18 protein-coding genes and 2 pseudogenes are annotated in these 25,931 nt (G+C 44.9%); 18 read left to right on the top strand and 2 right to left on the bottom strand.

Annotated elements, in window-relative coordinates:
• From BA1DRAFT_RS24795 to tccC, 9 genes and pseudogenes are all read left to right on the top strand, one after another.
• Nucleotides 1-186, top strand: a pseudogene (locus tag BA1DRAFT_RS24795) (S-type pyocin domain-containing protein); the annotation flags it as partial.
• Nucleotides 163-483 (top strand): annotated as a pseudogene (locus BA1DRAFT_RS21905) (colicin E3/pyocin S6 family cytotoxin). The pseudogenes BA1DRAFT_RS24795 and BA1DRAFT_RS21905, both read left to right, overlap by 24 nt.
• A gap of 8 nt (nucleotides 484-491) precedes the next feature.
• Nucleotides 492-749: a colicin E3-like toxin immunity protein gene (locus BA1DRAFT_RS09295; RefSeq protein WP_036778200.1), complete on the top strand. Its 258-nt coding sequence runs from the start codon at nucleotides 492-494 to the stop codon at nucleotides 747-749.
• Nucleotides 750-843: 94 nt separating this feature from the next.
• Nucleotides 844-1,302, top strand: coding sequence for a DUF6392 family protein (locus BA1DRAFT_RS09290; protein WP_036778198.1), 459 nt, complete (start codon nucleotides 844-846; stop codon nucleotides 1,300-1,302).
• A gap of 109 nt (nucleotides 1,303-1,411) precedes the next feature.
• Nucleotides 1,412-1,879 carry a DUF6392 family protein gene (locus tag BA1DRAFT_RS09285; RefSeq protein WP_036778196.1) on the top strand — a complete coding sequence of 156 codons (468 nt, stop codon included), beginning with the start codon at nucleotides 1,412-1,414 and terminating at the stop codon, nucleotides 1,877-1,879.
• Between the two features lie 158 nt (nucleotides 1,880-2,037).
• Nucleotides 2,038-2,451, top strand: coding sequence for a DUF6392 family protein (locus tag BA1DRAFT_RS09280; protein ID WP_235201007.1), 414 nt, complete (start codon nucleotides 2,038-2,040; stop codon nucleotides 2,449-2,451).
• A gap of 528 nt (nucleotides 2,452-2,979) precedes the next feature.
• Nucleotides 2,980-5,877, top strand: coding sequence for an insecticidal toxin complex protein TccA (gene tccA / locus BA1DRAFT_RS09275; protein ID WP_036778194.1), 2,898 nt, complete (start codon nucleotides 2,980-2,982; stop codon nucleotides 5,875-5,877).
• Between the two features lie 93 nt (nucleotides 5,878-5,970).
• Nucleotides 5,971-10,668, top strand: coding sequence for an insecticidal toxin complex protein TccB (gene tccB / locus BA1DRAFT_RS21260; protein WP_051560732.1), 4,698 nt, complete (start codon nucleotides 5,971-5,973; stop codon nucleotides 10,666-10,668).
• Between the two features lie 130 nt (nucleotides 10,669-10,798).
• The gene (tccC, locus tag BA1DRAFT_RS09265) at nucleotides 10,799-13,930 is read left to right on the top strand and encodes an insecticidal toxin complex protein TccC (RefSeq protein ID WP_036778193.1); all 3,132 of its coding nucleotides are present in this window, start codon (nucleotides 10,799-10,801) and stop codon (nucleotides 13,928-13,930) included.
• 94 nt (nucleotides 13,931-14,024) lie between these two features.
• On the opposite strand, the gene BA1DRAFT_RS09260 is transcribed toward tccC, so the two are convergent.
• Nucleotides 14,025-14,426 carry a hypothetical protein gene (locus BA1DRAFT_RS09260; protein ID WP_036778192.1) on the bottom strand — a complete coding sequence of 134 codons (402 nt, stop codon included), beginning with the start codon at nucleotides 14,424-14,426 and terminating at the stop codon, nucleotides 14,025-14,027.
• 564 nt (nucleotides 14,427-14,990) lie between these two features.
• On the opposite strand from BA1DRAFT_RS09260, the gene BA1DRAFT_RS09255 reads away from it, so the two are divergent.
• Both BA1DRAFT_RS09255 and BA1DRAFT_RS09250 read left to right on the top strand, forming a co-directional pair.
• Nucleotides 14,991-16,094: a toxic anion resistance protein gene (locus BA1DRAFT_RS09255; RefSeq protein ID WP_036778191.1), complete on the top strand. Its 1,104-nt coding sequence runs from the start codon at nucleotides 14,991-14,993 to the stop codon at nucleotides 16,092-16,094.
• 57 nt (nucleotides 16,095-16,151) lie between these two features.
• Nucleotides 16,152-17,201 (top strand): 5-bromo-4-chloroindolyl phosphate hydrolysis family protein, encoded by a 1,050-nt coding sequence (locus tag BA1DRAFT_RS09250; protein WP_036778189.1) that lies wholly within the window; start codon nucleotides 16,152-16,154, stop codon nucleotides 17,199-17,201.
• Nucleotides 17,202-17,379: 178 nt separating this feature from the next.
• Here the strand turns inward: BA1DRAFT_RS09250 and BA1DRAFT_RS09245 are convergent, their stop codons facing one another.
• The gene (locus BA1DRAFT_RS09245; protein WP_036778188.1) at nucleotides 17,380-17,994 is read right to left on the bottom strand and encodes a LysE family translocator; all 615 of its coding nucleotides are present in this window, start codon (nucleotides 17,992-17,994) and stop codon (nucleotides 17,380-17,382) included.
• Nucleotides 17,995-18,255: 261 nt separating this feature from the next.
• Between BA1DRAFT_RS09245 and BA1DRAFT_RS09235 the strand changes: the two genes are divergently transcribed.
• From BA1DRAFT_RS09235 to BA1DRAFT_RS09205, 7 genes are all read left to right on the top strand, one after another.
• Nucleotides 18,256-18,711, top strand: coding sequence for an Lrp/AsnC family transcriptional regulator (locus BA1DRAFT_RS09235; RefSeq protein ID WP_036778185.1), 456 nt, complete (start codon nucleotides 18,256-18,258; stop codon nucleotides 18,709-18,711).
• A 681-nt stretch (nucleotides 18,712-19,392) separates the two neighbouring features.
• Nucleotides 19,393-21,051, top strand: coding sequence for a hypothetical protein (locus tag BA1DRAFT_RS09230; RefSeq protein ID WP_036778184.1), 1,659 nt, complete (start codon nucleotides 19,393-19,395; stop codon nucleotides 21,049-21,051).
• On the top strand, nucleotides 21,017-22,270 hold the full coding sequence (locus BA1DRAFT_RS09225) for a hypothetical protein (RefSeq protein ID WP_036778183.1): 1,254 nt from the start codon (nucleotides 21,017-21,019) through the stop codon (nucleotides 22,268-22,270). Before BA1DRAFT_RS09230 ends, BA1DRAFT_RS09225 begins: the two co-directional genes overlap by 35 nt.
• Nucleotides 22,271-22,287: 17 nt before the next feature.
• Nucleotides 22,288-22,578, top strand: coding sequence for a DUF6137 domain-containing protein (locus BA1DRAFT_RS09220; RefSeq protein ID WP_152544297.1), 291 nt, complete (start codon nucleotides 22,288-22,290; stop codon nucleotides 22,576-22,578).
• Nucleotides 22,579-23,179: 601 nt separating this feature from the next.
• Nucleotides 23,180-23,530 (top strand): type VI secretion system contractile sheath small subunit, encoded by a 351-nt coding sequence (locus BA1DRAFT_RS09215; RefSeq protein ID WP_036778179.1) that lies wholly within the window; start codon nucleotides 23,180-23,182, stop codon nucleotides 23,528-23,530.
• Between the two features lie 476 nt (nucleotides 23,531-24,006).
• A complete protein-coding gene (locus BA1DRAFT_RS09210) occupies nucleotides 24,007-24,852 on the top strand; it encodes a 3-hydroxyacyl-CoA dehydrogenase family protein (RefSeq protein WP_036778178.1) in 846 nt (281 codons plus the stop codon).
• Entirely contained in the window at nucleotides 24,800-25,924 is a 1,125-nt protein-coding gene (locus tag BA1DRAFT_RS09205; protein ID WP_235201006.1) for an HAD-IIIC family phosphatase, read from the top strand. The genes BA1DRAFT_RS09210 and BA1DRAFT_RS09205 overlap by 53 nt, the downstream gene beginning before the upstream one ends.
• The last annotated feature ends 7 nt before the right edge of the window (nucleotides 25,925-25,931 follow it).

The following is a 25,931-nucleotide window of genomic DNA, read 5'->3' as shown; positions in this document are numbered from 1 at the left end:
CCAGCCCATACCGGGAATGAAGAACAGCCGTTTATTCCGTCGCAAATAACCGTGTTGCCGATCCCGGATAAAGTGGGCAGCGATATTGAATCGTTGCCGATGCCGGAAGAGAAGGATTTCCGCGATTATATTCTGGTATTCCCCATTCCGAATATGCCGCCGGTGTATGTGTATTTGAGTAAACCTAGAAATGGATTGCCTCAAGATGGACACGACTATCATCCTGCCCCAAAAACAGAGGAAATTACTGGGGTTTCTGGGTTACGGTCAGCTAAGAAAAAAACTCCAAAACAAAGCGGAGGTGGTAAACGAGATAGATGGATCGATAGCAAAGGCCGCCGAATTTATGAATGGGACTCTTAACATGGTGAATTGGAGGTTTACCGGGTAAGTGACGGTGAGCACCTTTGCTCTGTAGATTATAAGACTGGGAAAGAGTTAAAACCCGCTGTCAAAGGACGAAACATTAAACAGTATTTGTGAGGTATATAATGGGATTGAAATTAAGATTGGAGTGGTTTGATAAACAAACAGAATTAGGGGAAGGGTGTGAGTATTCCAAGGATTTTGGAGATAATGCTGATGTTATGGCTAGTGGGTTGGGAATATCAACAGAAGATAATATAAATAACGGTGGCTTTGATGTGGAATCTAAATGGGTGAGCGTTTTACAGCCTCACTTCTGTCATCAAATTGATTTATCAGCTTATGATTATCAAATCTCTTTTGATTATAGAGATTTGTGGTGAATAGAGATTCAGCGGATAGTGGGATAGCGGGCAACAAACCATTATCCGTGTTTAACATAGGTTCTGTTCCACATACGCCAGATTTTGTGTATAAATGACTATCAACGTTGAAGCCCTAATTAATAGTTTGGGGAAAACTTATCAGGAAATTTTTGATGAGGGATTAATTCCTTATAGAAGCAAACCAAATGGTCCTCCGGGGGTACTTAATATTGGTATTGATATGGTGAAAGAGGGGATTTTTTTATCGTTTGAACGGAGTAGTAAAATATTAAACGAAATTACTTTAAGGCTGCTTCGAGACGATAAAGTCTCTTTTGTATTCCCAAATGAATTGCCATCACCATTGATGCATTCTATGGATAGGGTATGGGTTAGAGAAAATTTAGGTAATCCGATTAAGTCAATACCACCAAGGCAAATTTTAAGAAGGCAGTTTGGTTGGAAAGATTTATATCGTTTTAAAGACGAAATCAGTATGCAGATTTCTTATGACATGATGGAACGAGTGAAATCGGTAACGTTTTTGCCTACCTCAGAAGTACGTTGGTAATCAACAGATTATGAGTGGTTATTTTTAAAAGCCAATTCATTTGCAAACAGTTTGAAAAGGTAAATCTCAGATGCATTTGGCTAAATCAATAACGGAGGTTATATAAATAATGACGATTAACATTGAAGCCCTAATTAATAGCTTAGGGAAAACCTATCAGGAGATTTTTGATAAAGGACTAATCCCTTATAAAACCAAGCCGTCAGGTTTTCCCGGAGACTCTGATATATCTCTTGATATGGCTAAAGAAGGGACTTTCTTATCATTTTTGCGAGAAAATAAAGTACTTACTGAGATAACGTTAACTTTAATTAATCACAGACGACCTAATTTTATATTTCCTAATGAATTGCCTCCCCCTTTGATACCGCTGATGTCTCGACAGTGGGTTCATGAACATTTTGGTGAGCCTGAAAAATCACTTCCGCTAAGGAAAAGATTAACTAGAGAAATTGGCTGGACTGAGTTATATACTTTATTGGATTTTCGTATTCCAACTAGCATGCAGGTTGATTACAATTTGCTGGAGCAAGTCAGAATGGTGACTTTTTTGCCTACGTCAGAGGTGCGTTGGTAATTAATATATATGATAGGTTTTTTTAAAATCCAATTCATTTGCGGGTAATTTGAAAAATAAAATCGTAGATGAATTGGACTAACTAAGAGTAGGAGTTTATACAAATGACAGTCAACATAGATGCGCTAATAAATAGCTTAGGGAAGTCTTATTAGGAAATTTTTGATGAAGGGCTAATTCCTTATAAAACTAAACCAACAGGATATCCTGGAGATCCTAATATATCCCTGCATATGATTAAAGAAGGTGTACATCTTGCTTTTAAGAGAGATGGTAGGGTTTTATTTGCGATAGGGCTTATTTTGATTGATGAAAAAAAAGATTCATACCAATTTCCAAATGAACTACCATCACCACTAATTCCTATAATGTCCCGGCAATGGATTCATGAACAGTTTGGCGAGCCTGAAAGATCACTTCCGCCGAGGAAAAGGTTAACTAAAGGAATTGGTTGGACTGAGCTATATACCTTATTGGATTTCCGTATTCTAACCAGCATGCAGGTTGATTACGATTTGCTGGAGCGGGTCAGGTTGGTGACTTTTTTACCCACATCAGCAGTGCGTTGGTAATCAATAAAGAGCCTCTCATTTAGATCTTTAGCTGTTTGAGTATGCGAAATTTGACTCATTCACTTCTCATTACCCTCCAATAGGTTATTTGTTTAAAAAAATAATAAAGATACGCGAGTAATCTTCATCATATTGATATAAAAGATTATTTTTATGCCATTGCCACCATTATTCATCAATATTCCGGCATATCAGGTATTACTTTATTCAAGACGCGATATTGCAAACTATTGTTAATTATTTTGTAAATTAATTATAAATATACGTAAATGTTTATTCTAAATAATTATATAAAGGTAAAGTTATTTTATTGTCTGTATTTTGTTTTTTAATGTAAGCAAGTTTTGTGATTTATTATATTTTTCCTCACACATCATCACTGTGTATAGCGCCTTTAGAAGGCAAGAGGACCTGATGTTCTAACATGCACATGTTTGATCTGGCCCCTCTCTTATACATAACGATGGTGATTATTTTTTTGCGCGAAAAAACCTGTTTCTCATGATAAACCTCAATTCAGGAGTCCGTATGAATCAACTCGCCAGTCCCCTGATTTCCCGCACCGAAGAGATCCACAACTTACCCGGTAAATTGACCGATCTTGGTTATACCTCAGTGTTTGATGTGGTACGTATGCCGCGTGAGCGTTTTATTCGTGAGCATCGTGCTGATCTCGGGCGCAGTGCTGAAAAAATGTATGACCTGGCAGTGGGCTATGCTCATCAGGTGTTACACCATTTTCGCCGTAATTCTCTTAGTGAAGCTGTTCAGTTTGGCTTGAGAAGTCCGTTCTCCGTATCAGGCCCGGATTACGCCAATCAGTTTCTTGATGCAAACACGGGTTGGAAAGATAAAGCACCAAGTGGATCACCGGAAGCCAATGATGCGCCGGTAGCCTATCTGACTCATATTTATCAATTGGCCCTTGAACAGGAAAAGAATGGCGCCACTACCATTATGAATACGCTGGCGGAGCGTCGCCCCGATCTGGGTGCTTTGTTAATTAATGATAAAGCAATCAATGAGGTGATACCGCAATTGCAGTTGGTCAATGAAATTCTGTCCAAAGCTATTCAGAAGAAACTGAGTTTGACTGATCTGGAAGCGGTAAACGCCAGACTTTCCACTACCCGTTACCCGAATAATCTGCCGTATCATTATGGTCATCAGCAGATTCAGACAGCTCAATCGGTATTGGGTACTACGTTGCAAGATATCACTTTGCCACAGACGCTGGATCTGCCGCAAAACTTCTGGGCAACAGCAAAAGGAAAACTGAGCGATACGACTGCCAGTGCTTTGACCCGACTGCAAATCATGGCGAGTCAGTTTTCGCCAGAGCAGCAGAAAATCATTACGGAGACTGTCGGTCAGGATTTCTATCAGCTTAACTATGGTGACAGTTCGCTTACTGTGAATAGTTTCAGCGACATGACCATAATGACTGATCGAACAAGTTTGACTGTACCCCAGGTAGAACTGATGTTGTGTTCAACTGTCGGAGGTTCTACGGTTGTTAAGTCTGATAATGTGAGTTCTGGTGACACGACAGCGACGCCATTTGCGTATGGCGCCCGCTTTATTCATGCCGGTAAGCCGGAGGCGATTACCCTGAGTCGCAGTGGTGCGGAGGCGCATTTTGCTCTGACGGTTAACAATCTGACAGATGACAAGTTGGACCGTATTAACCGCACAGTGCGCCTGCAAAAATGGCTGAATCTGTCCTATGAGGATATTGACCTGCTGGTGACTTCTGCTATGGATGCGGAAACAGGAAATACCGCACTGTCGATGAACGACAATACGCTGCGTATGTTGGGAGTGTTCAAACATTATCAGGCGAAGTATGGTGTTAGCGCTAAACAATTTGCTGGCTGGCTGCGCGTAGTGGCCCCGTTTGCCATTACACCGGCAACGCCGTTTTTAGACCAAGTGTTTAACTCCGTCGGCACCTTTGATACACCGTTTGTGATAGATAATCAGGATTTTGTCTATACATTGACCACCGGGGGCGATGGGGCGCGTGTTAAGCATATCAGCACGGCACTGGGCCTCAATCATCGTCAGTTCCTGTTATTGGCGGATAATATTGCCCGTCAACAGGGGAATGTCACGCAAAGCACACTCAACTGTAATCTGTTTGTGGTGTCAGCTTTCTACCGTCTGGCTAATTTGGCGCGTACATTGGGGATAAATCCAGAGTCTTTCTGTGCTTTGGTTGATCGATTAGATGCAGGTACAGGCATCGTCTGGCAGCAATTGGCAGGGAAACCCACAATCACGGTACCACAAAAAGATTCCCCGCTGGCGGCGGATATTCTGAGTTTGCTGCAAGCGCTAAGTGCGATTGCTCAATGGCAACAACAGCACGATTTAGAATTTTCAGCACTGCTTTTGCTGTTGAGTGACAACCCTACTTCTACCTCGCAGGGCACTGACGATCAATTGAACTTTATCCGTCAAGTGTGGCAGAACCTAGGCAGTACGTTTGTGGGTGCAACATTGTTGTCCCGCAGTGGGGCACCATTAGTCGATACCAACGGCCACGCTATTGACTGGTTTGCTCTGCTCTCAGCAGGTAATAGTCCGCTTATCGATAAGGTTGGTCTGGTGACTGATGCTGGCATAGAAAGTGTTATAGCAACGGTGGTCAATACACAAAGCTTATCTGATGAAGATAAGAAGCTGGCAATCACTACTCTGACTAATACGTTGAATCAGGCACAGAAAACTCAACAGGGCGTGGCCGTCAGTCTGTTGGCGCAGACTCTGAACGTGAGTCAGTCACTGCCTGCGTTATTGTTGCGCTGGAGTGGACAAACAACCTATCAGTGGCTGAGTGCGACTTGGGCATTGAAGGAGACCGTTAAGACTGCCGCCGATATTCCCGCTGACTATCTGCGTCAATTACGTGAAGTGGTACGCCGCTCCTTGTTGACCCAACAATTCACGCTGAGTCCTGCAATGGTGCAAACCTTGCTGGACTATCCAGCCTATTTTGGCGCTTCCGCAGAAACAGTGACTGATATCAGTTTGTGGATGCTTTATACCCTGAGCCGTTATAGCGATCTGTTGCTCCAAGTGGGTAAAGCTGGTGGCGCCGAAGATGATGTACTGGCCTACCTACGCGCGGTTAATGCTGCTACGCCGTTGAGTCAAGCTGATGCTGCACAAACGTTGGCAACGCTATTGGGTTGGGAGGCTAACGAACTGCAAGCCGCTTGGTCGGTATTGGGTGGGATTGCCAAAACCACACCGCAACTGGATACGCTTCTGCGTTTGCAACAGGCACAGAACCAAACTGGTCTTGGCGTTACACAGCAACAGCAAGGCTATCTCCTGAGTCGTGACAGTGATTATACCCTTTGGCAAAGCACCGGTCAGGCGCTGGTGGCTGGCGTATCCCATGTCAAGGGTAGTAACTGAGCATGGCAGAGCTCACTACCTGAGTGGATTTGATTTTTCCGTATGGCCCAATGAGGCTATTTCTAAACCGCCATTTAAGTAAGGCAGATAATTATGTTATCGACAATGGAAAAACAACTGAATGAATCCCAGCGTGATGCGTTGGTGACTGGCTATATGAATTTTGTGGCGCCGACGTTGAAAGGCGTCGGTGGTCAGCCGGTGACGGTGGAAGATTTATACGAATATTTGCTGATTGACCCGGAAGTGTCTGATGAGGTTGAGACGAGTCGGGTAGCACAAGCGATTGCCAGCATACAGCAATATATGACTCGTCTGGTCAACGGCTCTGAACCGGGGCGTCAGGCGATGGAGCCTTCTACAGCTAACGAATGGCGTGATAATGATAACCAATATGCGATTTGGGCTGCGGGGGCTGAGGTTCGAAATTACGCTGAAAACTATATTTCACCCATCACCCGGCAGGAAAAAAGCCATTATTTCTCGGAGCTGGAGACGACTTTAAATCAGAATCGACTCGATCCGGATCGTGTGCAGGATGCTGTTTTGGCGTATCTCAATGAGTTTGAGGCAGTGAGTAATCTATATGTGCTCAGTGGTTATATTAATCAGGATAAATTTGACCAAGCTATCTACTACTTTATTGGTCGCACTACCACTAAACCGTATCGCTACTACTGGCGTCAGATGGATTTGAGTAAAAACCGTCAAGATCCGGCAGGGAATCCAGTGACGCCAAATTGTTGGAATGATTGGCAGGAAATCACCTTACCGCTGTCTGGTGATACGGTGCTGGAGCATACGGTTCGCCCGGTATTTTATAACGATCGACTATATGTGGCTTGGGTTGAGCGTGACCCGGCAGTACAGAAGGATGCTGACGGTAAAAACATCGGTAAAACCCATGCCTACAACATAAAGTTTGGTTATAAACGTTATGATGATACTTGGACAGCGCCGAATACGACCACGTTAATGACACAACAAGCAGGGGAAAGTTCAGAAACACAGCGATCCAGCCTGCTGATTGATGAATCTAGCACCACATTGCGCCAAGTTAATCTGTTGGCTACCACCGATTTTAGTATCGATCCGACGGAGGAAACGGACAGTAACCCGTATGGCCGCCTAATGTTGGGGGTGTTTGTCCGTCAATTTGAAGGTGATGGGGCCAATAGAAAAAATAAACCCGTTGTTTATGGTTATCTCTATTGTGACTCAGCTTTCAATCGTCATGTTCTCAGGCCGTTAAGTAAGAACTTTTTGTTCAGTACTTACCGTGATGAAACGGATGGTCAAAACAGCTTGCAATTTGCGGTATACGATAAAAAGTATGTAATTACTAAGGTTGTTACAGGTGCAACGGAAGATCCCGAAAATACAGGATGGGTAAGTAAAGTTGATGACTTGAAACAAGGCACTACTGGGGCCTATGTGTATATCGATCAAGATGGCCTGACGCTTCATATACAAACCACAACTAATGGGGATTTTATTAACCGTCATACGTTTGGATATAACGATCTTGTATATGATTCTAAGTCTGGTTATGGTTTCACGTGGTCAGGAAATGAAGGTTTTTATCTGGATTACCATGATGGAAATTATTACACCTTTCATAATGCAATAATCAACTACTATCCGTCTGGATATGGTGGTGGATCTGTTCCTAATGGAACGTGGGCGTTAGAGCAAAGGGTTAATGAGGGATGGGCTATTTCCCCCCTGCTTGATACTCTCCATACTGTTACTGTGAAGGGCAGTTATATCGCTTGGGAAGGGGAAACACCTACCGGTTATAATCTGTATATTCCAGACGGTACCGTGTTGCTAGATTGGTCTGATAAAATAAATTTTGCTATTGGTCTTGATAAGCTTGAGGCTGTATTCACGTCTCCAGATTGGCCAACATTAACCACTATCAAAAACTTCAAGAAAATCGCCGATAACCGCAAATTCTATCAGGAAATCAATGCTGAGACGGCGGATGGACGCAACTTGTTTAAACGTTACAGTGATCAAACTTTCAGACTTGCCAGCGGTGCAACTTATTCTACAACTTATACCTTGTCCGAGGCGGATTTCTCCACCGATCCGGATAAAAACTACCTACAGGTTTGTTTGAATGTTGTGTGGGATCATTATGACCGGCCATCAGGGAAAAAAGGGGCCTATTCTTGGGTCTGTAAGTGGTTCAATGTCTATGTCGCGTTGCAGGATAGTAAGGCGCCAGATGCCATTCCTCGATTGATTTCCCGTTATGATAGTAAACGTGGTCTGGTGCAATATCTGGACTTCTTGACCTCATCATTACCCGCGAAAACCCGCCTTAACACCACCTTTGTGCGTACTTTGATTGAGAAGGCTAATCTGGGGCTGGATAGTTTGCTGGATTACACCTTGCAGGCAGATCCTTCTCTGGAAGCAGATTTAGTGACTGACGGCAAAAGCGAACCAATGGACTTTAACGGTTCAAATGGTCTCTATTTCTGGGAGTTATTCTTTCACCTGCCGTTTCTGGTTGCTACACGCTTTGCCAACGAACAGCAATTTTCGCCGGCACAAAAGAGTTTGCATTACATCTTTGATCCGGCGATGAAAAACAAGCCACACAATGCCCCGGCTTACTGGAATGTACGTCCGTTGGTTGAAGGAAACAGCGATTTGTCACGTCATTTGGACGATTCTATAGACCCAGATACTCAAGCTTATGCTCATCCGGTGATATACCAGAAAGCGGTGTTTATTGCCTATGTCAGTAACCTGATTGCTCAGGGAGATATGTGGTATCGCCAATTGACTCGTGACGGTCTGACTCAGGCCCGTGTCTATTACAATCTGGCCGCTGAATTGCTAGGGCCTCGTCCGGATGTATCGCTGAGTAGCACTTGGACGCCGCAAACCCTCGATACCTTAGCAGCCGGGCAAAAAGTGGTTTTACGTGATTTTGAGCACCAGTTGGCTAATAGTGATACCGCTTTACCTGCATTGCCGGGCCGCAATGTCAGCTACTTGAAACTGGCAGATAATGGCTACTTTAATGAACCGCTCAATGTTCTGATGTTGTCTCACTGGGATACGTTGGATGCACGGTTATACAATCTGCGTCATAACCTGACCGTTGATGGCAAGCCGCTTTCGCTGCCGCTGTATGCTGCGCCTGTTGATCCGGTGGCGTTGTTGGCTCAACGCGCTCAGTCCGGCACGTTGACGAATGGCGTCAGTGGCGCCATGTTGACGGTGCCGCCATACCGTTTCAGCGCTATGTTGCCGCGAGCTTACAGCGCCGTGGGTACGTTGACCAGTTTTGGTCAGAACCTGCTTAGTTTGTTGGAACGTAGCGAACGAGCCGGTCAAGAAGAGTTGGCGCAACAGCAACTGTTGGATATGTCCAGCTATGCCATCACGTTACAGCAACAGGCGCTGGATGGATTGGCGGCAGACCGTCTGGCGCTGTTGGCTAGTCAGGCTACGGCGCAACAGCGTCATGACCATTATTACACTTTGTATCAGAACAACATCTCCAGTGCGGAACAACTGGTGATGGATACCCAAACGTCAGCACAATCTCTGATTTCTTCTTCCACTGGTGTACAAACTGCCAGTGGCGCGTTGAAAGTGATCCCAAATATCTTTGGCTTGGCTGATGGTGGTTCGCGCTATGAAGGGGTAACGGAAGCGATTGCCATCGGGTTGATGGCAGCCGGTCAAGCCACCAGCGTGGTGGCCGAGCGTCTGGCAACCACGGAAAACTACCGTCGCCGCCGTGAAGAGTGGCAAATTCAATACCAACAGGCACAATCTGAGGTCGACGCATTACAGAAACAGTTGGATGCTCTGGCGGTGCGCGAGAAAGCGGCCCAAACTTCCCTGCAACAGGCGAAGGCACAGCAGGTACAAATTCGGACCATGCTGACTTACTTAACTACTCGTTTCACCCAGGCGACTCTGTACCAGTGGCTGAGTGGTCAATTATCCGCGTTGTATTATCAAGCGTATGATGCCGTGGTTGCTCTCTGCCTCTCCGCCCAAGCTTGCTGGCAGTATGAATTGGGTGATTACGCTACCACTTTTATCCAGACCGGTACCTGGAACGACCATTACCGTGGTTTGCAAGTGGGGGAGACACTGCAACTCAATTTGCATCAGATGGAAGCGGCATATTTAGTTCGTCATGAGCGCCGTCTTAATGTGATCCGTACTGTGTCGCTCAAAAGCTTATTGGGTGATGATGGTTTTGGTAAGTTAAAAACTGAGGGCAAAGTTGACTTTCCATTAAGCGAAAAGCTATTTGACAACGACTATCCGGGACACTATTTGCGCCAGATTAAAACGGTGTCAGTGACGTTGCCGACGTTGATCGGGCCGTATCAAAACGTGAAGGCAACACTCACTCAGACCAGCAGCAGTATATTGTTAGCAGCAGATATCAATGGTGTTAAACGTCTCAATGATCCAACAGGTAAAGAGGGTGATGCGACGCATATTGTCACCAATCTGCGTGCCAGCCAGCAGGTGGCGCTCTCTTCTGGCATTAATGATGCCGGTAGCTTTGAGTTGCGTTTGGAAGATGAGCGCTATCTATCATTTGAGGGGACTGGAGCAGTTTCCAAATGGACGCTCAACTTCCCACGTTCTGTGGATGAGCATATTGACGATAAGACATTGAAAGCGGATGAGATGCAGGCCGCACTGTTGGCGAATATGGATGATGTGCTGGTGCAGGTGCATTATACCGCCTGCGACGGCGGCGCCAGTTTCGCAAACCAGGTCAAGAAAACACTCTCTTAAATTAACTTTTAACTAATCCCTCCCACTCTGTTCGCCAGAGTGGGAGAAGGTTTGTCATATCTAAAATCAATCTTGCGATCTTTCTCCATTTCATTGGAAGGGAAGCTGTAAAACAAATAAGGAATATGATATGAGTCCGTCTGAGACTACTCTTTATACTCAAACCCCAACAGTCAGCGTGTTAGATAATCGCGGTCTGTCCATTCGTGATATTGGTTTTCACCGTATTGTAATCGGGGGGGATACTGACACCCGCGTCACCCGTCACCAGTATGATGCCCGTGGACACCTGAACTACAGTATTGACCCACGCTTGTATGATGCAAAGCAGGCTGATAACTCAGTAAAGCCTAATTTTGTCTGGCAGCATGATCTGGCCGGTCATGCCCTGCGGACAGAGAGTGTCGATGCTGGTCGTACTGTTGCATTGAATGATATTGAAGGTCGTTCGGTAATGACGATGAATGCGACCGGTGTTCGTCAGACTCGTCGCTATGAAGGCAACACCTTGCCCGGTCGCTTGTTATCTGTGAGCGAGCAAGTTTTCAACCAAGAGAGTGCTAAAGTGACAGAGCGCTTTATCTGGGCTGGGAATACAACCGCGGAGAAAGAGTATAACCTCTCCGGTCTGTGTATCCGCCACTACGACACAGCGGGAGTGACCCGGTTGATAAGTCAGTCACTGGCGGGCGCCATGTTATCCCAATCTCACCAATTGCTGGCGGAAGGGCAGGAGGCTAACTGGAGCGGTGACGACGAAACTGTCTGGCAGGGAATGCTGGCAAGTGAGGTCTATACGACACAAAGTACCACTAATGCCATCGGGGCTTTACTGACCCAAACCGATGCGAAAGGCAATATTCAGCGTCTGGCTTATGACATTGCCGGTCAGTTAAAAGGGAGTTGGTTGACGGTGAAAGGCCAGAGTGAACAGGTGATTGTTAAGTCCCTGAGCTGGTCAGCCGCAGGTCATAAATTGCGTGAAGAGCACGGTAACGGCGTGGTTACGGAGTACAGTTATGAGCCGGAAACTCAACGTCTGATAGGTATCACCACCCAGCGTGCCGAAGGGAGTCAATCAGGAGCCAGAGTATTGCAGGATCTACGCTATAAGTATGATCCGGTGGGGAATGTTATCAGTATCCATAATGATGCCGAAGCTACCCGCTTTTGGCGTAATCAGAAAGTGGAGCCGGAGAATCGCTATGTTTATGATTCTCTGTATCAGCTTATTAGTGCGACAGGGCGTGAAATGGCCAATATCGGCCGACAAAGCAACCAACTTCCCTCACCCGTTATACCTGTTCCTGCCGATGACAGCACTTATACCAATTACCTTCGTACCTATACTTATGACCGTGGCGGTAATTTGGTTCAAATCCGACACAGTTCACCCGCGACTCAAAATAGTTACACCACAGATATCACCGTTTCAAGCCGCAGTAACCGGGCGGTATTGAGTACATTAACGACAGATTCAACCCAAGTGGATGCGCTATTTGATGCCGGCGGTCATCAGAAGATGTTAATGCCAGGGCAAAATCTGGATTGGAATATTCGGGGTGAATTGCAACGAGTCACACCGGTGAGCCGCGAAAATAGCAGTGACAGTGAATGGTATCGCTATAGCAGTGATGGCATGCGGCTGCTAAAAGTGAGTGAACAGCAGACGGGCAACAGTACTCAAGTACAACGGGTGACTTATCTGCCGGGATTAGAGCTACGGACAACTGGGGTTGCAGATAAAACAACCGAAGATTTGCAGGTGATTACGGTAGGTGAAGCGGGTCGCGCACAGGTAAGGGTATTGCACTGGGAAAGTGGTAAGCCGACAGATATTGACAACAATCAGGTGCGCTACAGCTACGATAATCTGCTTGGCTCCAGCCAGCTTGAACTGGATAGCGAAGGGCAGATTCTCAGTCAGGAAGAGTATTATCCGTATGGCGGCACGGCGATATGGGCGGCGAGAAATCAGACAGAAACCAGCTACAAATTTGTTCGTTACTCCGGTAAAGAGCGGGATGCCACTGGATTGTATTATTACGGCTACCGTTATTATCAACCTTGGGTGGGTCGATGGTTGAGTGCTGATCCGGCGGGAACCGTGGATGGGCTGAATTTGTACCGAATGGTGAGGAATAACCCCATCACATTGACTGACCATGACGGATTAGCACCGTCTCCGAACCGAAATCGAAATACATTTTGGTTTGCCTCGTTTCTGTTTCGTAAACCTGATGAGGGAATGTCTGCGTCAATGAGGCGGGGGCAAAAAATTGGCAGAGCCATTGCCGGCGGGATTGCGATTGGCGGTCTTGCGGCTGCCATTGCCGCTACGGCTGGCGCGGCCATTCCCGTCATTCTAGGGGTTGCGGCCGTAGGCGCAGGGATTGGCGCGTTGATGGGATATAACGTCGGTAGCTTGCTGGAAAAAGGCGGGGCATTACTTGCTCGACTCGTACAGGGGAAATCGACGTTAGTACAGTCGGCGGCTGGCGCGGCTGCCGGAGCGAGTTCAGCCGCGGCTTATGGCGCACGGGCACAAGGTGTCGGTGTTGCATCAGCCGCCGGGGCGGTAACAGGGGCGGTGGGATCATGGATAAATAATGCTGATCGGGGGATTGGCGGCGCTATTGGGGCCGGGAGTGCGGTAGGCACCATTGATACCATGTTGGGGACTTCCGCCACTCTTACCCATGAAATCGGGGCAGCGGCGGGTGGGGCGGCGGGTGGGATGATCACCGGTACGCAAGGGAGTACTCGGGCAGGTATCCATGCCGGTATTGGCACCTATTATGGCTCCTGGATTGGTTTTGGTTTAGATGTCGCCAGTAACCCCGCCGGACATTTAGCGAATTACGCAGTGGGTTATGCCGCTGGTTTGGGGGCTGAAATGGCTGTCAACAGAATAATGGGTGGTGGATTTTTGAGTAGGATCTTAGGCCGAGTTATCAGCCCGCATGTCGCCGGTTTAGCCAGACAATTAGTACATTTCAGTGTCGCCAGACCTGTCTTTGAACCGATATTTAGTGTTCTCGGCGGGCTTGTCGGTGGTATTGGAACTGGCCTGCACAGAGTGATGGGAAGAGAGAGTTGGATTTCCAGAGGGCTAAGTGCTGCCGGTAGTGGTATAGATCATGTCGCTGGCATGATTGGTAATCAGATCAGAGGCAGGGTCTTGACCACAACCGGGATCGCTAATGCGATAGACTATGGCACCAGTGCTGTGGGAGCCGCACGGCGAGTTTTTTCTTTGTAATTAATATTTTGCAATAAGCATTACCGGAAATCTTCGCCCAACATTGGGCGGAGATTTCCGGGTGGAATGCGGTTACTTTAATATCAAAAACAATTTAATTTTTTAATGTGTTTATGATACTCATAGCTTGCTCTTTATCTTTTACCCCCATTCTGAATGAAGGATTTAATGAAGTTTGAATAGTTGCCGTGACAAGATGAGTACCTTTGAATGATATTGCCATTTGGGTGCCGATGTTTTTATTGATTAAAGAATCAAAATGAGGAAAGCATTGTTTATCGTTTTTTATCGCTATTTCTATCTGGTCATTACCGCCTTCATCTGGCCCTAAATAATCGATTTTATCTGCACAAACGTGAGTTAAGATAAAGTTTCCACCGGATGAAAATGCAAATTTCAATCCCTCTTCTGCTTGTGTTTGTCTGTTTTGGGTATTTTTACCGGAGCACCCGATTATTACAGAGAGCAGTAACATAATAACAAACAAATTTTTCATGATTTCAACCTCAATTTAAGGTGGAATTTCTTTGTCCACGTAATGATCTCGATATACCCGTCATCTTTCAAGTTGCTTCTTTGTTGGCTGCACTCACTCACCCCGGTCACATAGTTCTCTATGCTCCCGGGGATTCGCTCCCTTGCCGCCGCGATGCATCTTGAAATCTATAGGGTATATGCGTTGGTTTTATTGACATATTTATATTTACTATAATCCAAAACCAGATTAGGAGTAATTATTGCAATAATACCGATAATAATGCGAATTAGATAATTTAAGTTTTTCTTCTATGTTAATGCAGGAAATCCGCTGAAATCTGTTCATTAGATGAGTTTGACAAAAATATCGTTGTTGAATAATTCCTGTCTGGTTAGGGTGCGTTACGTATTCAGTACAATAAAGCTTACCTAATTAGCTTACAACGCGGGTTTATGCAGGTATTTTGCGCCGATGTTTAATATTTACAAGCGGATCAGAAAATAGAACTTGTTTTAAACACGTCTTAGACGCCATATAATAACTCCTTATTTTCCATGCAAATTCAGTTAACAGGATTATTTTATGAGCACTAAAGTTATACCTATCCCATCATTTGGTCGTGATATGGCTCTCAACGAGTCAACTGTTCTGATTGATCAAGAGCACATCAACACGCTAATAGAAAAGATCGATATTTCGCAACCTGCGGCGGTGATCAGCTATGGTGCTCAGCCTATGGGAGGGATTGCCCGTTTTGCTGATACGTTATTGGAGAATGTAAAAACCAAAGAGGCTGATGAGGTAGGCCAGAAACTCTCGGATTTGGTCATGTTTATTCGTGAACATGATGCGCTGTCCCCAGAAGAGAAAAGTAGTCGCTTTCTGAGAAAATTACCGTTGTTCGGCGGGATTTTTAAGAAAGCTGAACGCACTATGATTGATCAAAAGACGCTAACACAACAGGTCGATACCATCGCCACTCATCTGGATAGCGCAATGCTTAACTTGCTGCGTGATATCACGGTGTTAGATCAACTCTACGATCGCAATCTGGGTTTCTATAAAGAGATATCGCTCTATGTTGAAGCGGGCAAACAGAAGTTACAACAGATTAAAACGGTGGAGTTGCCCTCATTACAGAGAAGGGCTGAAACGTCTCAAGATATGATGGATGCGCAGAGTGTTAAAGATCTGCTGGAAAATATTAATCGCTTTGAACGCCGTCTTCATGATCTGGAACTGTCAAAAACCATTGCTATACAGACAGCCCCGCAGATCCGGATTGTACAAAATAATAACCAGCAACTGGCGGAAAAGATCCAGAGCAGCATCCTTTCTACATTGCCAATCTGGAAAAGTCAGATGGTACTCAATCTGTCACTGAAAGCTCAGAGTAGAGCGGCTAAATTGCAAAAAGAGGTGGCTGATACGACCAACGAATTATTACGCAAAAATGCTGAAATCCTGCAACAGAGCAGCATTGCAACGGCTACTGAAGTGGAACGTTCTATCGTTGACATTGAAACCTTGCGTGATGTGCAGAGCCGTTTAGTCAATACGATTGAGGATACAATGCGCATTGCGTCAGAAGCGCGTATTAAGCGGACTGAGATTGAGAAAGAACTCTCCTCAATGGAAGATAATTTACGTCAGCGTTTAACTGCGGCGGCTAATGCACAATATTAGTCATCTTATCAGGTGCTTTCCTGACAGTAATAGATATTAAGAAGAGTAAAATACCCTATGCCTACACCTCAATCATCGTCTGACCGTGATGCGGCACAGCAGCAGGAACAGGAAGCCATGTCCCTGTTCGGTAGCATCAAGCGGTCTCTGTCACGTGTACTGTTTCATATCAAAGTCTTTATCCTCGCTTTTATACTGGCTTGTATTGTCCTGTATACTCCTTGGTCTTTTTTGGCCTTGCCTGCGGGTAATGGTCATATTTCCACCATAGTGGTGTTATCAGTCTATATCGGATTGTTGGCTCTCTATCCGTCACGTCCATATAGGCCGGCGACTTTGGCCGGTTGGTTGGTGGTGGTGTTGAGTCCGCTGGCGGGGCTGTGGGCTGTTGCCCTGTTGTTTGGCGGGTTAGCGGCTTTATTCATCACGATTATCAGACAACGTAAACTAGAGGTAAGCAAGTTCCCGTTATTACTGATAATAGCGAGTACTATTGCCGCATTGTTTAAAATTGATGCCCATGCGATTCCTGTTTGGTTTGGTGTCGCATTTTTTGTTGTCGTGCTGGTAACGGTGTTGATTGAGTCTTGGAATAATTTTCGACGGCAGAAAGCGCTGCGACAGCAACAACAGATGGTTGCTCGTCAACAGGCAGAGGAGCAGCGTCGGCAAGATGAGACACAGGCAGAGTTTGCTGAATACTATGAGCAATTGGCTCATATCAAGCGTTATAAGTCTGGTATGGCGTATGAGATGCAGGAACTGGTTAGTCTGATTGAGGAGAAAACGCAGGCGATTATTGGCTGTATGCAGGCTGATGCCAGGGATGTCACTCCCGGTAAGTTATTTCTCAACCGTTATTTACCAATGATTGTCAAGGCATTGGAACGTTGTGTTTTGTTAGAAGAGCAAAATGCTGATAGCGCACAATTCGAAGAGGTGAGATCTCTGACTTACCAAGGGATACAAGAAATGAGTGTGGTATTTAGCGAAATGCACCAGCATCTATTAGATAATGATATCGACGATCTATTAGTCGATCTAAAAGTAATGAATCAGTTGATCCGTTCCCAAGGGTTTGGCGCTAAGCATGATCAAAAAGGCTGAAAAAATTGATGGGAATTATTGCATGAGCTTGTAACTAACTTGAATTCTGGATAAAAAATTAAATTAAGCGCCTGTTCCAAGATCAGAACTTTCGACCAAGAAAAAAATGATCTAAATCAGGAACAGGCATGCACGAATTAGTCTAACTTTTCTGTGATATCAGACATTTGTTACATTCTCAGATGAATTGCTCTGCCAATAAGAGTACCGCGATGATAATCATTACAGCGCCGGATACCCGGCTGACAATATGCGCGGCCTGTGGGCGGGTTTTTAGGATTGCCCGGGAACCGTATCCGACTATCAGATAAATTACACCACAACTTAAAATGTGAAGCAGACCCAGTGCCATAATTTGTACCGGGATCGGCCAGCCGGCTGTCGGATCGGTGAACTGCGGCAACAGTGCCAGGAATAGCAGGGAGACTTTCGGGTTCAGGCCACTGACACAGAGTCCCTTTATCGCCCATTGGGACCTGGAACCTACCTCCCGCTCATCGCTTGTTGTAGGTGCGGAAGGATGACGGATCATGTTAATGCCGAGCCACAGCAGGTAACCCGCTCCGGCTACTGTTAACACTGTCAGAGCGACTGGCGTACCAGCAACTAGTGCTCCCACACCGGCTGCCACAACAATTGTCGCAATGAGGTGCCCGCATAGTAGTCCTGTGACCGCAGGAAGTACCACACGGCCGTGCATACCCGCAGAGATGGCGTAAGCCCAGTCTGCTCCTGGGGTGATGATAAGCAGAACGGAGACAACCCAGAATGCAGCAAACAGACTTAACTCCATAGTTTTATTCCCCGATCAGATTGCAGGGTTACAGCTTCTACAGTCACAAGTTGTAGTGTCTTCCAGTCTGAAAGATTCCTGCAACATGAGTAAATATGCATATTATTTCCACCTTATTATTCTCATTTCCGGATTACCATTTTGATGAAAAATATAAGTACATCCGGGCTGTTTACATCAGTGGAAAGAATATCCTTCTATCGTTAAAATGTGCTTCCAACTTTGGTTATTTTGATACGGATAAAAGAGAGATCCTTCCAAATGGACAAGATTGATCGCAAGATTCTTGCTGAACTACAGGCGGACGGTCGTCTTTCCGTGACCGACCTTGCTGAACGGGTAGGACTTAGCCTTTCACCATGTCATCGCCGGGTGCGGTCACTGGAACAATCAGGGATTATCAGAGGCTATCGTGCCCATCTTGATCCCAGCAGCCTTGGTTTTAACTTTTCTGCGATTGTGTTTGTAACCTTGCGTGAAGGGGACAGGTTGGCAATCAGGTCATTTGAAGACGCTGTTACAGAAATACCGCAAATTATCTTGGCGCAAAGACTTTTCGGTGATCCTGACTATCTCATGCACGTCGTTACTCATGATCTGCCCGCTTTTCAGAAGCTCTATGACGAACGGTTGTCTAGCATGCCCGGCGTTCAGCGCTTAATATCTACCCTCGTCATGAAAACCGTTATCCAAGATCGTCCTCTTCCGTTGACATAGGCATTTAAAGGTTATCAATGAAAGAAACGTGCCTGATTTGTTCGGACGATTAATTTGATAAACCTTCGTATAAATATTCGCTAACTGACAGGGAGGTCTATAATATTTTTAAAGCTTTTTTGTGACGAAATATTCTTTTTTTATATTTTGAGTGTTGATTAGGAGGAAATACGGAATTGCTTATCAGAGAGATATACCCAGCTCTCTTATACCCTATGGATTTCAAGTTGCATCGCGACGGCAAGGGAACGAATCCCCGGGAGCATAGAGAACTATGTGACCGGGGTGAGTGAGTGCAGCCAACAAAGAGGCAGCTTGAAAGATGACGGGTATATATTCTTTTTGCTGTGTTTAGACATGGGAATTATATCGCTGTTTTTCAGGAGGCATTCTAAATAACCGCACCAAAATAGTAGAGCATTTAAGAGAATTGCCTGCCGACTTAACTGTTTTGATCTACCGTAAAATGTAAAAACTTATCTAGAAAAACCTGATACCAATAATAGAGATATCAGGTAGAGCATTAGGGTTGGTATGAAAGTCGTGACTCGTACTTATTCAACGCGAAAACTCACTTGGGATTTTGACTCTAACGGTAAGAAAATAAAACGTATGACTGCAAAATTTGAACGATTACAACAGCTCGCCTGACACGTCGATTTTTCGGCTCTTATTCCCCCTTTGCTGGCGCTTCCTGCCGATAAGGCGCTTGCCATCACCGAGGTTTTTCCACATGCTGATGTTGCTTTGCTACGCACCATCTACAGCAAACATATTACGGAACATCACGATTGGATAAAACAAGTAGAGGAAGTCTGTGGCCCGCCTCCCTGGATTGTTCGTAGCGCAGGTTTGGAAGATGGTGCGGTTTTCGTTAATGCGGGTGGTTATGCGAGTGTGATTTGCCGTCGTACCGCAGATTTTGCCGACACTGTTGCTGAGGTTACTTTTAGTGGATTTGCATCTCAAGCTATCGCACAACAACGGCTAATCAATCCTGATTATCAACCACAGCCAATCACCTGTTTCGTTCAACGGTTGATTGAAGGTACTCTACCCAGAGTGGAACCTTTACAGGCTCCCTATCTGACAGCCGATGTATGTCATAGTTTGTACAAAATTATCAGGCAGTTGCATCAACATTTTTCTGAAAGTGCGTTGGATACTGAGTGGGTATTGGAAACAGATCATGGTCTGGTATCGGCCACCGGACTGACCTTGGCCGCTTCTGATGGCGTTCGGGGAGAACTGGCGTTTGGTTTTGGCTTTGCGGCGGCGCAATCGCCTGGTTCAAGGGTAAACTCAGTCGCCTATCATTGGCCGACATTAACCGCTCCCTTGTGGTATGGCACACAATTACGTCAGGTACATGTAGATAAACTTTGGTTAGTGCAGGTGCGCCCGGCACCCGGTTACACGCTTGAACGCCGTGTTCAACGGTTAACCGCCGAAGTACGAACCGAGCTGGCGCGTTGTATGCGAGCAGTACCGGTGACAGCACTACTGCCTCCTTCGGCTCCTTCTTTAGGCAGCTTCCTTTCTGCATCGACATTGGATGACGCCTGGTCTCGTTACCTGCGTTTCTCCCCATCTGTACAAGCGGCGCTTACCGCTGTCTTCGTTGAATCTGGGGTGGCTAGTGAACACGCTGGCATCATGTTCCGCCAACAAAATCTGCCGGTTTTCCTTGCACAACTAACGGATATACCCGCTGTTCCTTGGGTAGTCATTGATAGTATGGGGGAATTGGCCTACTTTAGTGCACAAAAGCCGTTTATCGAACTGAAAATGGAAACCGCCGAATCGGTTAATTTGCCTGCCTCAGTACAACGTGTGTTTGACGACAGTGAATCCCTGTCAATAACCGAGCTTACATCTCAACGTGTTACCGATGTTCTGCAAAGTGTGTTGATTGGCTTACCGGTGTTAGCGGAAAAAATCTACACCACACTTAAACAGCGCACGATTTTTCCAACCGACACCTGGCTGCAAAATGGTAATGCTGTTCGGAGCCCTAGTTTAACTGGTTGGCTCTTCGTACAAGCAGGAGAGAGAGCGACTGAGTTTTTACCCTCTGATTGGCCGACAACGGATGCAACGGCAGATTATCTCTGTGCTATCACCGTCAAAAATAATCCGCAATCTGCGTTACCGCGCTTATGCAAAGCTATTCCAACACTGGCAGGCAGGCTCATCCGGCTCAATGATCTGCGCTTAATTATGCAGGTCATTAAAACCGAGGCATGGATTGAAAAATTGCCGGCCATCCAACTGGCGTCATTAGTCGATGCTGCGATAGCTGCGGATGCTGGCTCGTTTCCGAACTGGAGTTGGTTCTGAACTACCTGCATCCTTACGCAAACTGATAAATATCGCGGATGGCTTTGGTGATGCACGCTCTTGTCTGTTGAGGTTAACAAGGAACATTCTGGAGATTTCACTACCGTTTGTGGTACACAAAGCCAGTTTCCTCTTCAATGAGAAAGAGTTGATCGTTGAATTTGCCGAACTACCAAATGCGTCAGAAGAGGATATTGGCCGTTTACATGTATTCGAAGCGTTGGCATTGCGTATCGTCGAATGGCAGCCTATATGGCGAGTATCACCTAATCGAGTCTGTCAGTTAGGCACTTGGACACTTTTCTTGCGTATACAGCGTACTGATGGCGCACGTTGGCAAGCTGAGGCTCTTCATCAATTGGTGCTCTGGTTACGGGCGCTGTTTGATACAGCTTATGACTTCTCGTATGTTCCTAACGATGAAGTTTCGCATGTGTATGAAATGATTGGTCATTCTCCTTGGCCTGAGCTGCTTCGCGCTTATGCCGCTTATCGTGCAGCGGTTGATTTCTCTATTCAACGTATCACCGTCTATTCATTGCCTTTTGCCACGATGCTAGCAGCGCTCTGCTTGAACCAGTCTGTGCGTGATGAGGTAATTGGAGCGTGCATTGCCGGTTTTGAAGGTGCCTGGAAAGCCTTTTATTGTATAGTTGAAAAGTTGGAGAGAGCAGATACTGACCAAAACCAGTGGGAGATCCTTCACACCACCGCAGGGCAACTGGGATTGCTGCTTTCAGCGATGTGGCCGGAACAGACACTAATGCGGATGGTACAAGTGCCGCTATCACCGGTTGCCGCTGAGCGAATAGGTGTAAGTCTGTTGCATCGTCGTGACTTGACTCTCACATTGCAACGGCTAATTGCAGAGCCAAAAAATGCAGTTTTGCGCGATTTAGTGTTACACCATGTTCCTGAAATTGCAGTGAATGCAAACTCTGCCGCTACAATCGCAGATAAAGTTGCGGTCTGGCAAAGTAAGTTTAAGCGTTGTAAGGAATACTTACTTGCCTATCATGCCAATTTACTCTCTGACAGCCAATGCCAACAATTTGTCAAACAGCTTGGGCTGGTGCCTTATGGCATAACTGAGGAAATTGAAACCTATATTCAACGTGCTCTGACTTACACCGCAGCAGAGGTGAAAGGTCGTTTTAAACTAGCGGAAGTTGATCCTGTTGCTATTATTCGTGCCATAAGTACGGAGGTTTGCGTATGACTGTTCAAGGAGAAATTATGTCAATATCAGAGAATTACATTCGGCGATTGATTATCAAAGTTGCTTGCGACACCACAGGTGATAGCGCGGAAGAGTTAATCGAGCGTGGACGACTAGAGATCCCTGCCCGTGATGCGATTGAATTTGTGGTACGACTAGAAGCGCTATTCGATTGTACCTTGGGGTGGTTGCGATATGAGCCTTTATCAATAGAGATCGATGAATTTTCGGCAATCGTGAGTGATGCGCTTAACGCGCGTACATCTACTGCATCAACCTTATCTCGTCCCCAAGAAGACCTTGTTTAAAATTTTGTACAGTTGTTATTTCACGGGCGGCGAATTTTCAGGCCGCCTGTTTAGCGCTTTGTGGATAAGCGCTGCTATCTTTGTTTGTTTTTTACACTCGTATATATCTTTACCCTCTGAATCATAAGTGATTTTATCGCCATCTCTCACTATGGATATGATGCCTTGGGCGTTATCTCATGTCTCTCCGAGGCGCTAGTCAAGCCTGTGCATATAACCCATAGACAGTTTTCGTAACGTTAGCGTCACGGCTTTCATGTCATCCCGTACACGGAAGTTTACTTTTTAGTAATATTATTAGAATGATTAATTATTTGAATGGTCAATATTTATTATGTATGATTATTATCAGTTTTTCTAAAGTGTTTTATTGAATTTATAAGGATTAGCTAATTTGAGATAAAGAGCTGAATAAATTGATAATGCGTTTTTATATATAAAAAATTTACTTTAGTGCGAAAGTTTGTTGTGCGTTATTGTTAATGTAAATTTATGTATAGGCGTTATTGCTCTGTCTTTCTGTAAAGCAGAAGCAAAGTACATCCCGTCAATGTCGCATGGCTGACTTCCTTCTCATGAGCTACTATTTAGGATAAATACTATGTTTGAAAGCTTTATGAACGAAGTGCCGAAAGTACACGTTAATATTAAACGGAGCTTCCATACTGGTAGTGCACAGAAAAAGGTTGAGTGGCCGCTAAGATTGCTATTCTTGAGTGATTCTAGTTATGGGCAGACAACTCATCTCCTGTCTGCTAATGGCAGCCAAGAAAATATCACTCTGACTTTCCACGATCTGACATCCAACCTGTTAGACAACGCCACGTTCTGTAAAGAACGAGAAACTATTCTAAAAGTGCCGACGCCGAGCAATGACCTGCATAAGGCGGTGAAGGCCAATCTGTTATATACAACATTAAAGACCCGACCAAAGATAAACATAACCACCTGAAACAGGTTGAGTTGCCCTACGAAAAAATTACTTAAATTGACTTCATTCCGATTTTTGGAACGTGTTGTGTTACGGCGCGATTCGGCAGAGGAAGAATTAACTGTCCGCTGCGTTTTGCCGAGCGTCTGCAAGGGCGGGTGCTCGGCAAAGCGTCCCATAAAATAGCAACCATACCTTATGCGCATCGGTCACGGCGAGGGGCGGTAGCGTACTAAACCTGCCATCAGCTATAAGAAAACAATAAGAAAATAAAACGTATGGAACACTCTCGCTGCTGGAGAGGGAAGACAACGATACGTTCATCAGTTTAAAAATTACATTGCCAAGATATTCAAGAGCTGAAAGGCAAATTGAAAATCCCTTCAATTATTAGATTAATTTCAACTATTCGCTCAGTTTCAATCATCAAAGTTGTACGTACTTCAAGATATGTCAGTTTCTAGTCTGTTGTTACAATTTTAAAAAGGAGATTTGCTTTGAAAATATCGGTTGTTGGCGCAGGTGTTATGGGGTTAGACACCGCGATGGTGTGCGCCGCTTTTGGTCACGATGTCGTCATTTTAGATATTGATCCAACAGTACTTGAGAATATTCCTTCCCGGATAAAAAAGGAGTTTAGGCTCTATCAAATGCTTGAACCTTCACTGAAATCCGTGAATAGCAATGAGCTGATTGAACGAGTAAAAGTGGTCAGTGATTATCAAGAAATTGAAGGGAGTGATTGGGTCATTGAAAATGTGAAAGAAGATCTGGCCGCGAAACAAAATGTATATGAACGGCTGTCTTCTATCATTAATGAGAAGACCTACATCGCTGCAAATACTAGCTGTATTTCAATTACTAAGATTGGCTCATGTTTACCTTACCCGGAGCAAGTTATCGGCCTGCATTTCATGAATCCCGTCGCGCTTAAGAAATGTGTAGAAGTTATTAAAGGTTTCCATACCAGCGACAAAACGCTAGAAGCTTCCCAAGCTTTGTTGCAAAGTATTAATAAGAGCGCGGTGGTAGTGGAAGACTACCCCGGGTTCGTTTCAAACCGATTATCTCACCTGTTTATGAATGAAGCTGCTTTTCTGGTGCAGGATGGCGTTGCAACGCCAAAGGATATAGACAAGATTTTTAAAGATGGATATGGCCATGCGATGGGGCCTTTGGAAACCGCTGATCTGATTGGGCTGGATACTGTGGTGAATTCATTACGTGTCCTTTATGACAGCTATCAGGATCCAAAATATCGATGCTGTCCACTGCTTAAGAAAATGGTCGATGCCGGGCATTTGGGCAAAAAAAGCGGTATGGGTTTCTTTAAATATAAATAATCAGGGAAGTGTGAAAATGAATATTGACACACAAGTTGAAGTAACAAATAAACCAGTTAAATGTGTGATTTGGGACTTGGATAATACGATTTGGGAAGGCGTTTTATCTGAGCAGGATGAGGTGAAACTCAAAGAAAATATTCCCCAGATTATTAAAAAATTGGATAGCATGGGCATTTTGCAGTCTATCGCTAGTAGAAATGATGCCAGTGATGCGATGGCTAAACTTCGAGAATTTGAACTGGATGAATATTTTATTTATCCGCAAATCAATTGGGGGCCGAAGTCTTTATCGATAGAAAAAATTCAAAAGAGTCTGAATATTTCAACAGATACTTTTATTTTTGTTGATGACCAAATAATGGAAAGGGATGAGGTTAATTCAAGACACCCCGAGGTTGTTGGTATTGACGCTTTAGAATATAAGACACTTTTAGATTTACCGCGAATTGCAAATATGGAAATATCCGATGATGCAAAACTGAGAAGGCGTCGTTATCAAGATGATATTCTCAGGAAGAATGAGGAGGAGCAATTTATCGGCACTCCTGACGATTTCCTCAGTCAATTAGAGATGAAATTCTATATTTCCAAAGCCGAAGAGGAAGATTTGCTGCGAGCGGAAGAGTTAACCCAACGCACTAATCAACTCAATTCTACCGGCATTACTTATAGTCGCGATGAATTATCAGAGCTTATGGCCTCTGATGATCATGACCTGTTTGTCTTTGAGTTGATCGATAAATATGGCTCTTACGGAAAAATAGGTCTTGCTTTGGTTCAATATAAAGGCGACACGGATTATATAAAGCTTTTGCTGATGTCATGTAGAACCCTGTCCAGAGGTGTCGGCAGTATCGCTCTGACTTATATTATGCAGCAAGCTAAAGAAAAATCGCATAATTTGCATGCTGAGTTTAAGCGGACACCGCGTAATAGGCAAATGTATGTCACCTATCAATTTGCTGGTTTTAAAAAATGTCAGGAACTTTCAGATGATACAATAATTTTCTCTCACGATCTGAGTCAAGTTCCTGATTTTCCGCGTTATGTCAAAATTGAAATTAATTAAAGGATAA

Source organism: Photorhabdus aegyptia (assembly GCF_000612035.1).
Lineage (GTDB): Bacteria > Pseudomonadota > Gammaproteobacteria > Enterobacterales > Enterobacteriaceae > Photorhabdus > Photorhabdus akhurstii.
This window is presented reverse-complemented; position numbering and strand designations above follow the sequence as displayed.

Bases quoted from the DNA above. Each gene is read 5' to 3' on its own strand.
- BA1DRAFT_RS09295 (WP_036778200.1), top strand. From the start codon at position 492: ATGGGATTGAAATTAAGATTGGAGTGGTTTGATAAACAAACAGAATTA.
- BA1DRAFT_RS09290 (WP_036778198.1), top strand. From the start codon at position 844: ATGACTATCAACGTTGAAGCCCTAATTAATAGTTTGGGGAAAACTTAT.
- BA1DRAFT_RS09285 (WP_036778196.1), top strand. From the start codon at position 1,412: ATGACGATTAACATTGAAGCCCTAATTAATAGCTTAGGGAAAACCTAT.
- tccA (WP_036778194.1), top strand. From the start codon at position 2,980: ATGAATCAACTCGCCAGTCCCCTGATTTCCCGCACCGAAGAGATCCAC.
- tccB (WP_051560732.1), top strand. From the start codon at position 5,971: ATGTTATCGACAATGGAAAAACAACTGAATGAATCCCAGCGTGATGCG.
- tccC (WP_036778193.1), top strand. From the start codon at position 10,799: ATGAGTCCGTCTGAGACTACTCTTTATACTCAAACCCCAACAGTCAGC.
- BA1DRAFT_RS09260 (WP_036778192.1), bottom strand. From the start codon at position 14,426: ATGAAAAATTTGTTTGTTATTATGTTACTGCTCTCTGTAATAATCGGG.
- BA1DRAFT_RS09255 (WP_036778191.1), top strand. From the start codon at position 14,991: ATGAGCACTAAAGTTATACCTATCCCATCATTTGGTCGTGATATGGCT.
- BA1DRAFT_RS09250 (WP_036778189.1), top strand. From the start codon at position 16,152: ATGCCTACACCTCAATCATCGTCTGACCGTGATGCGGCACAGCAGCAG.
- BA1DRAFT_RS09245 (WP_036778188.1), bottom strand. From the start codon at position 17,994: ATGGAGTTAAGTCTGTTTGCTGCATTCTGGGTTGTCTCCGTTCTGCTT.
- BA1DRAFT_RS09235 (WP_036778185.1), top strand. From the start codon at position 18,256: ATGGACAAGATTGATCGCAAGATTCTTGCTGAACTACAGGCGGACGGT.
- BA1DRAFT_RS09225 (WP_036778183.1), top strand. From the start codon at position 21,017: ATGCTGGCTCGTTTCCGAACTGGAGTTGGTTCTGAACTACCTGCATCC.
- BA1DRAFT_RS09220 (WP_152544297.1), top strand. From the start codon at position 22,288: ATGTCAATATCAGAGAATTACATTCGGCGATTGATTATCAAAGTTGCT.
- BA1DRAFT_RS09215 (WP_036778179.1), top strand. From the start codon at position 23,180: ATGTTTGAAAGCTTTATGAACGAAGTGCCGAAAGTACACGTTAATATT.
- BA1DRAFT_RS09205 (WP_235201006.1), top strand. From the start codon at position 24,800: ATGCCGGGCATTTGGGCAAAAAAAGCGGTATGGGTTTCTTTAAATATA.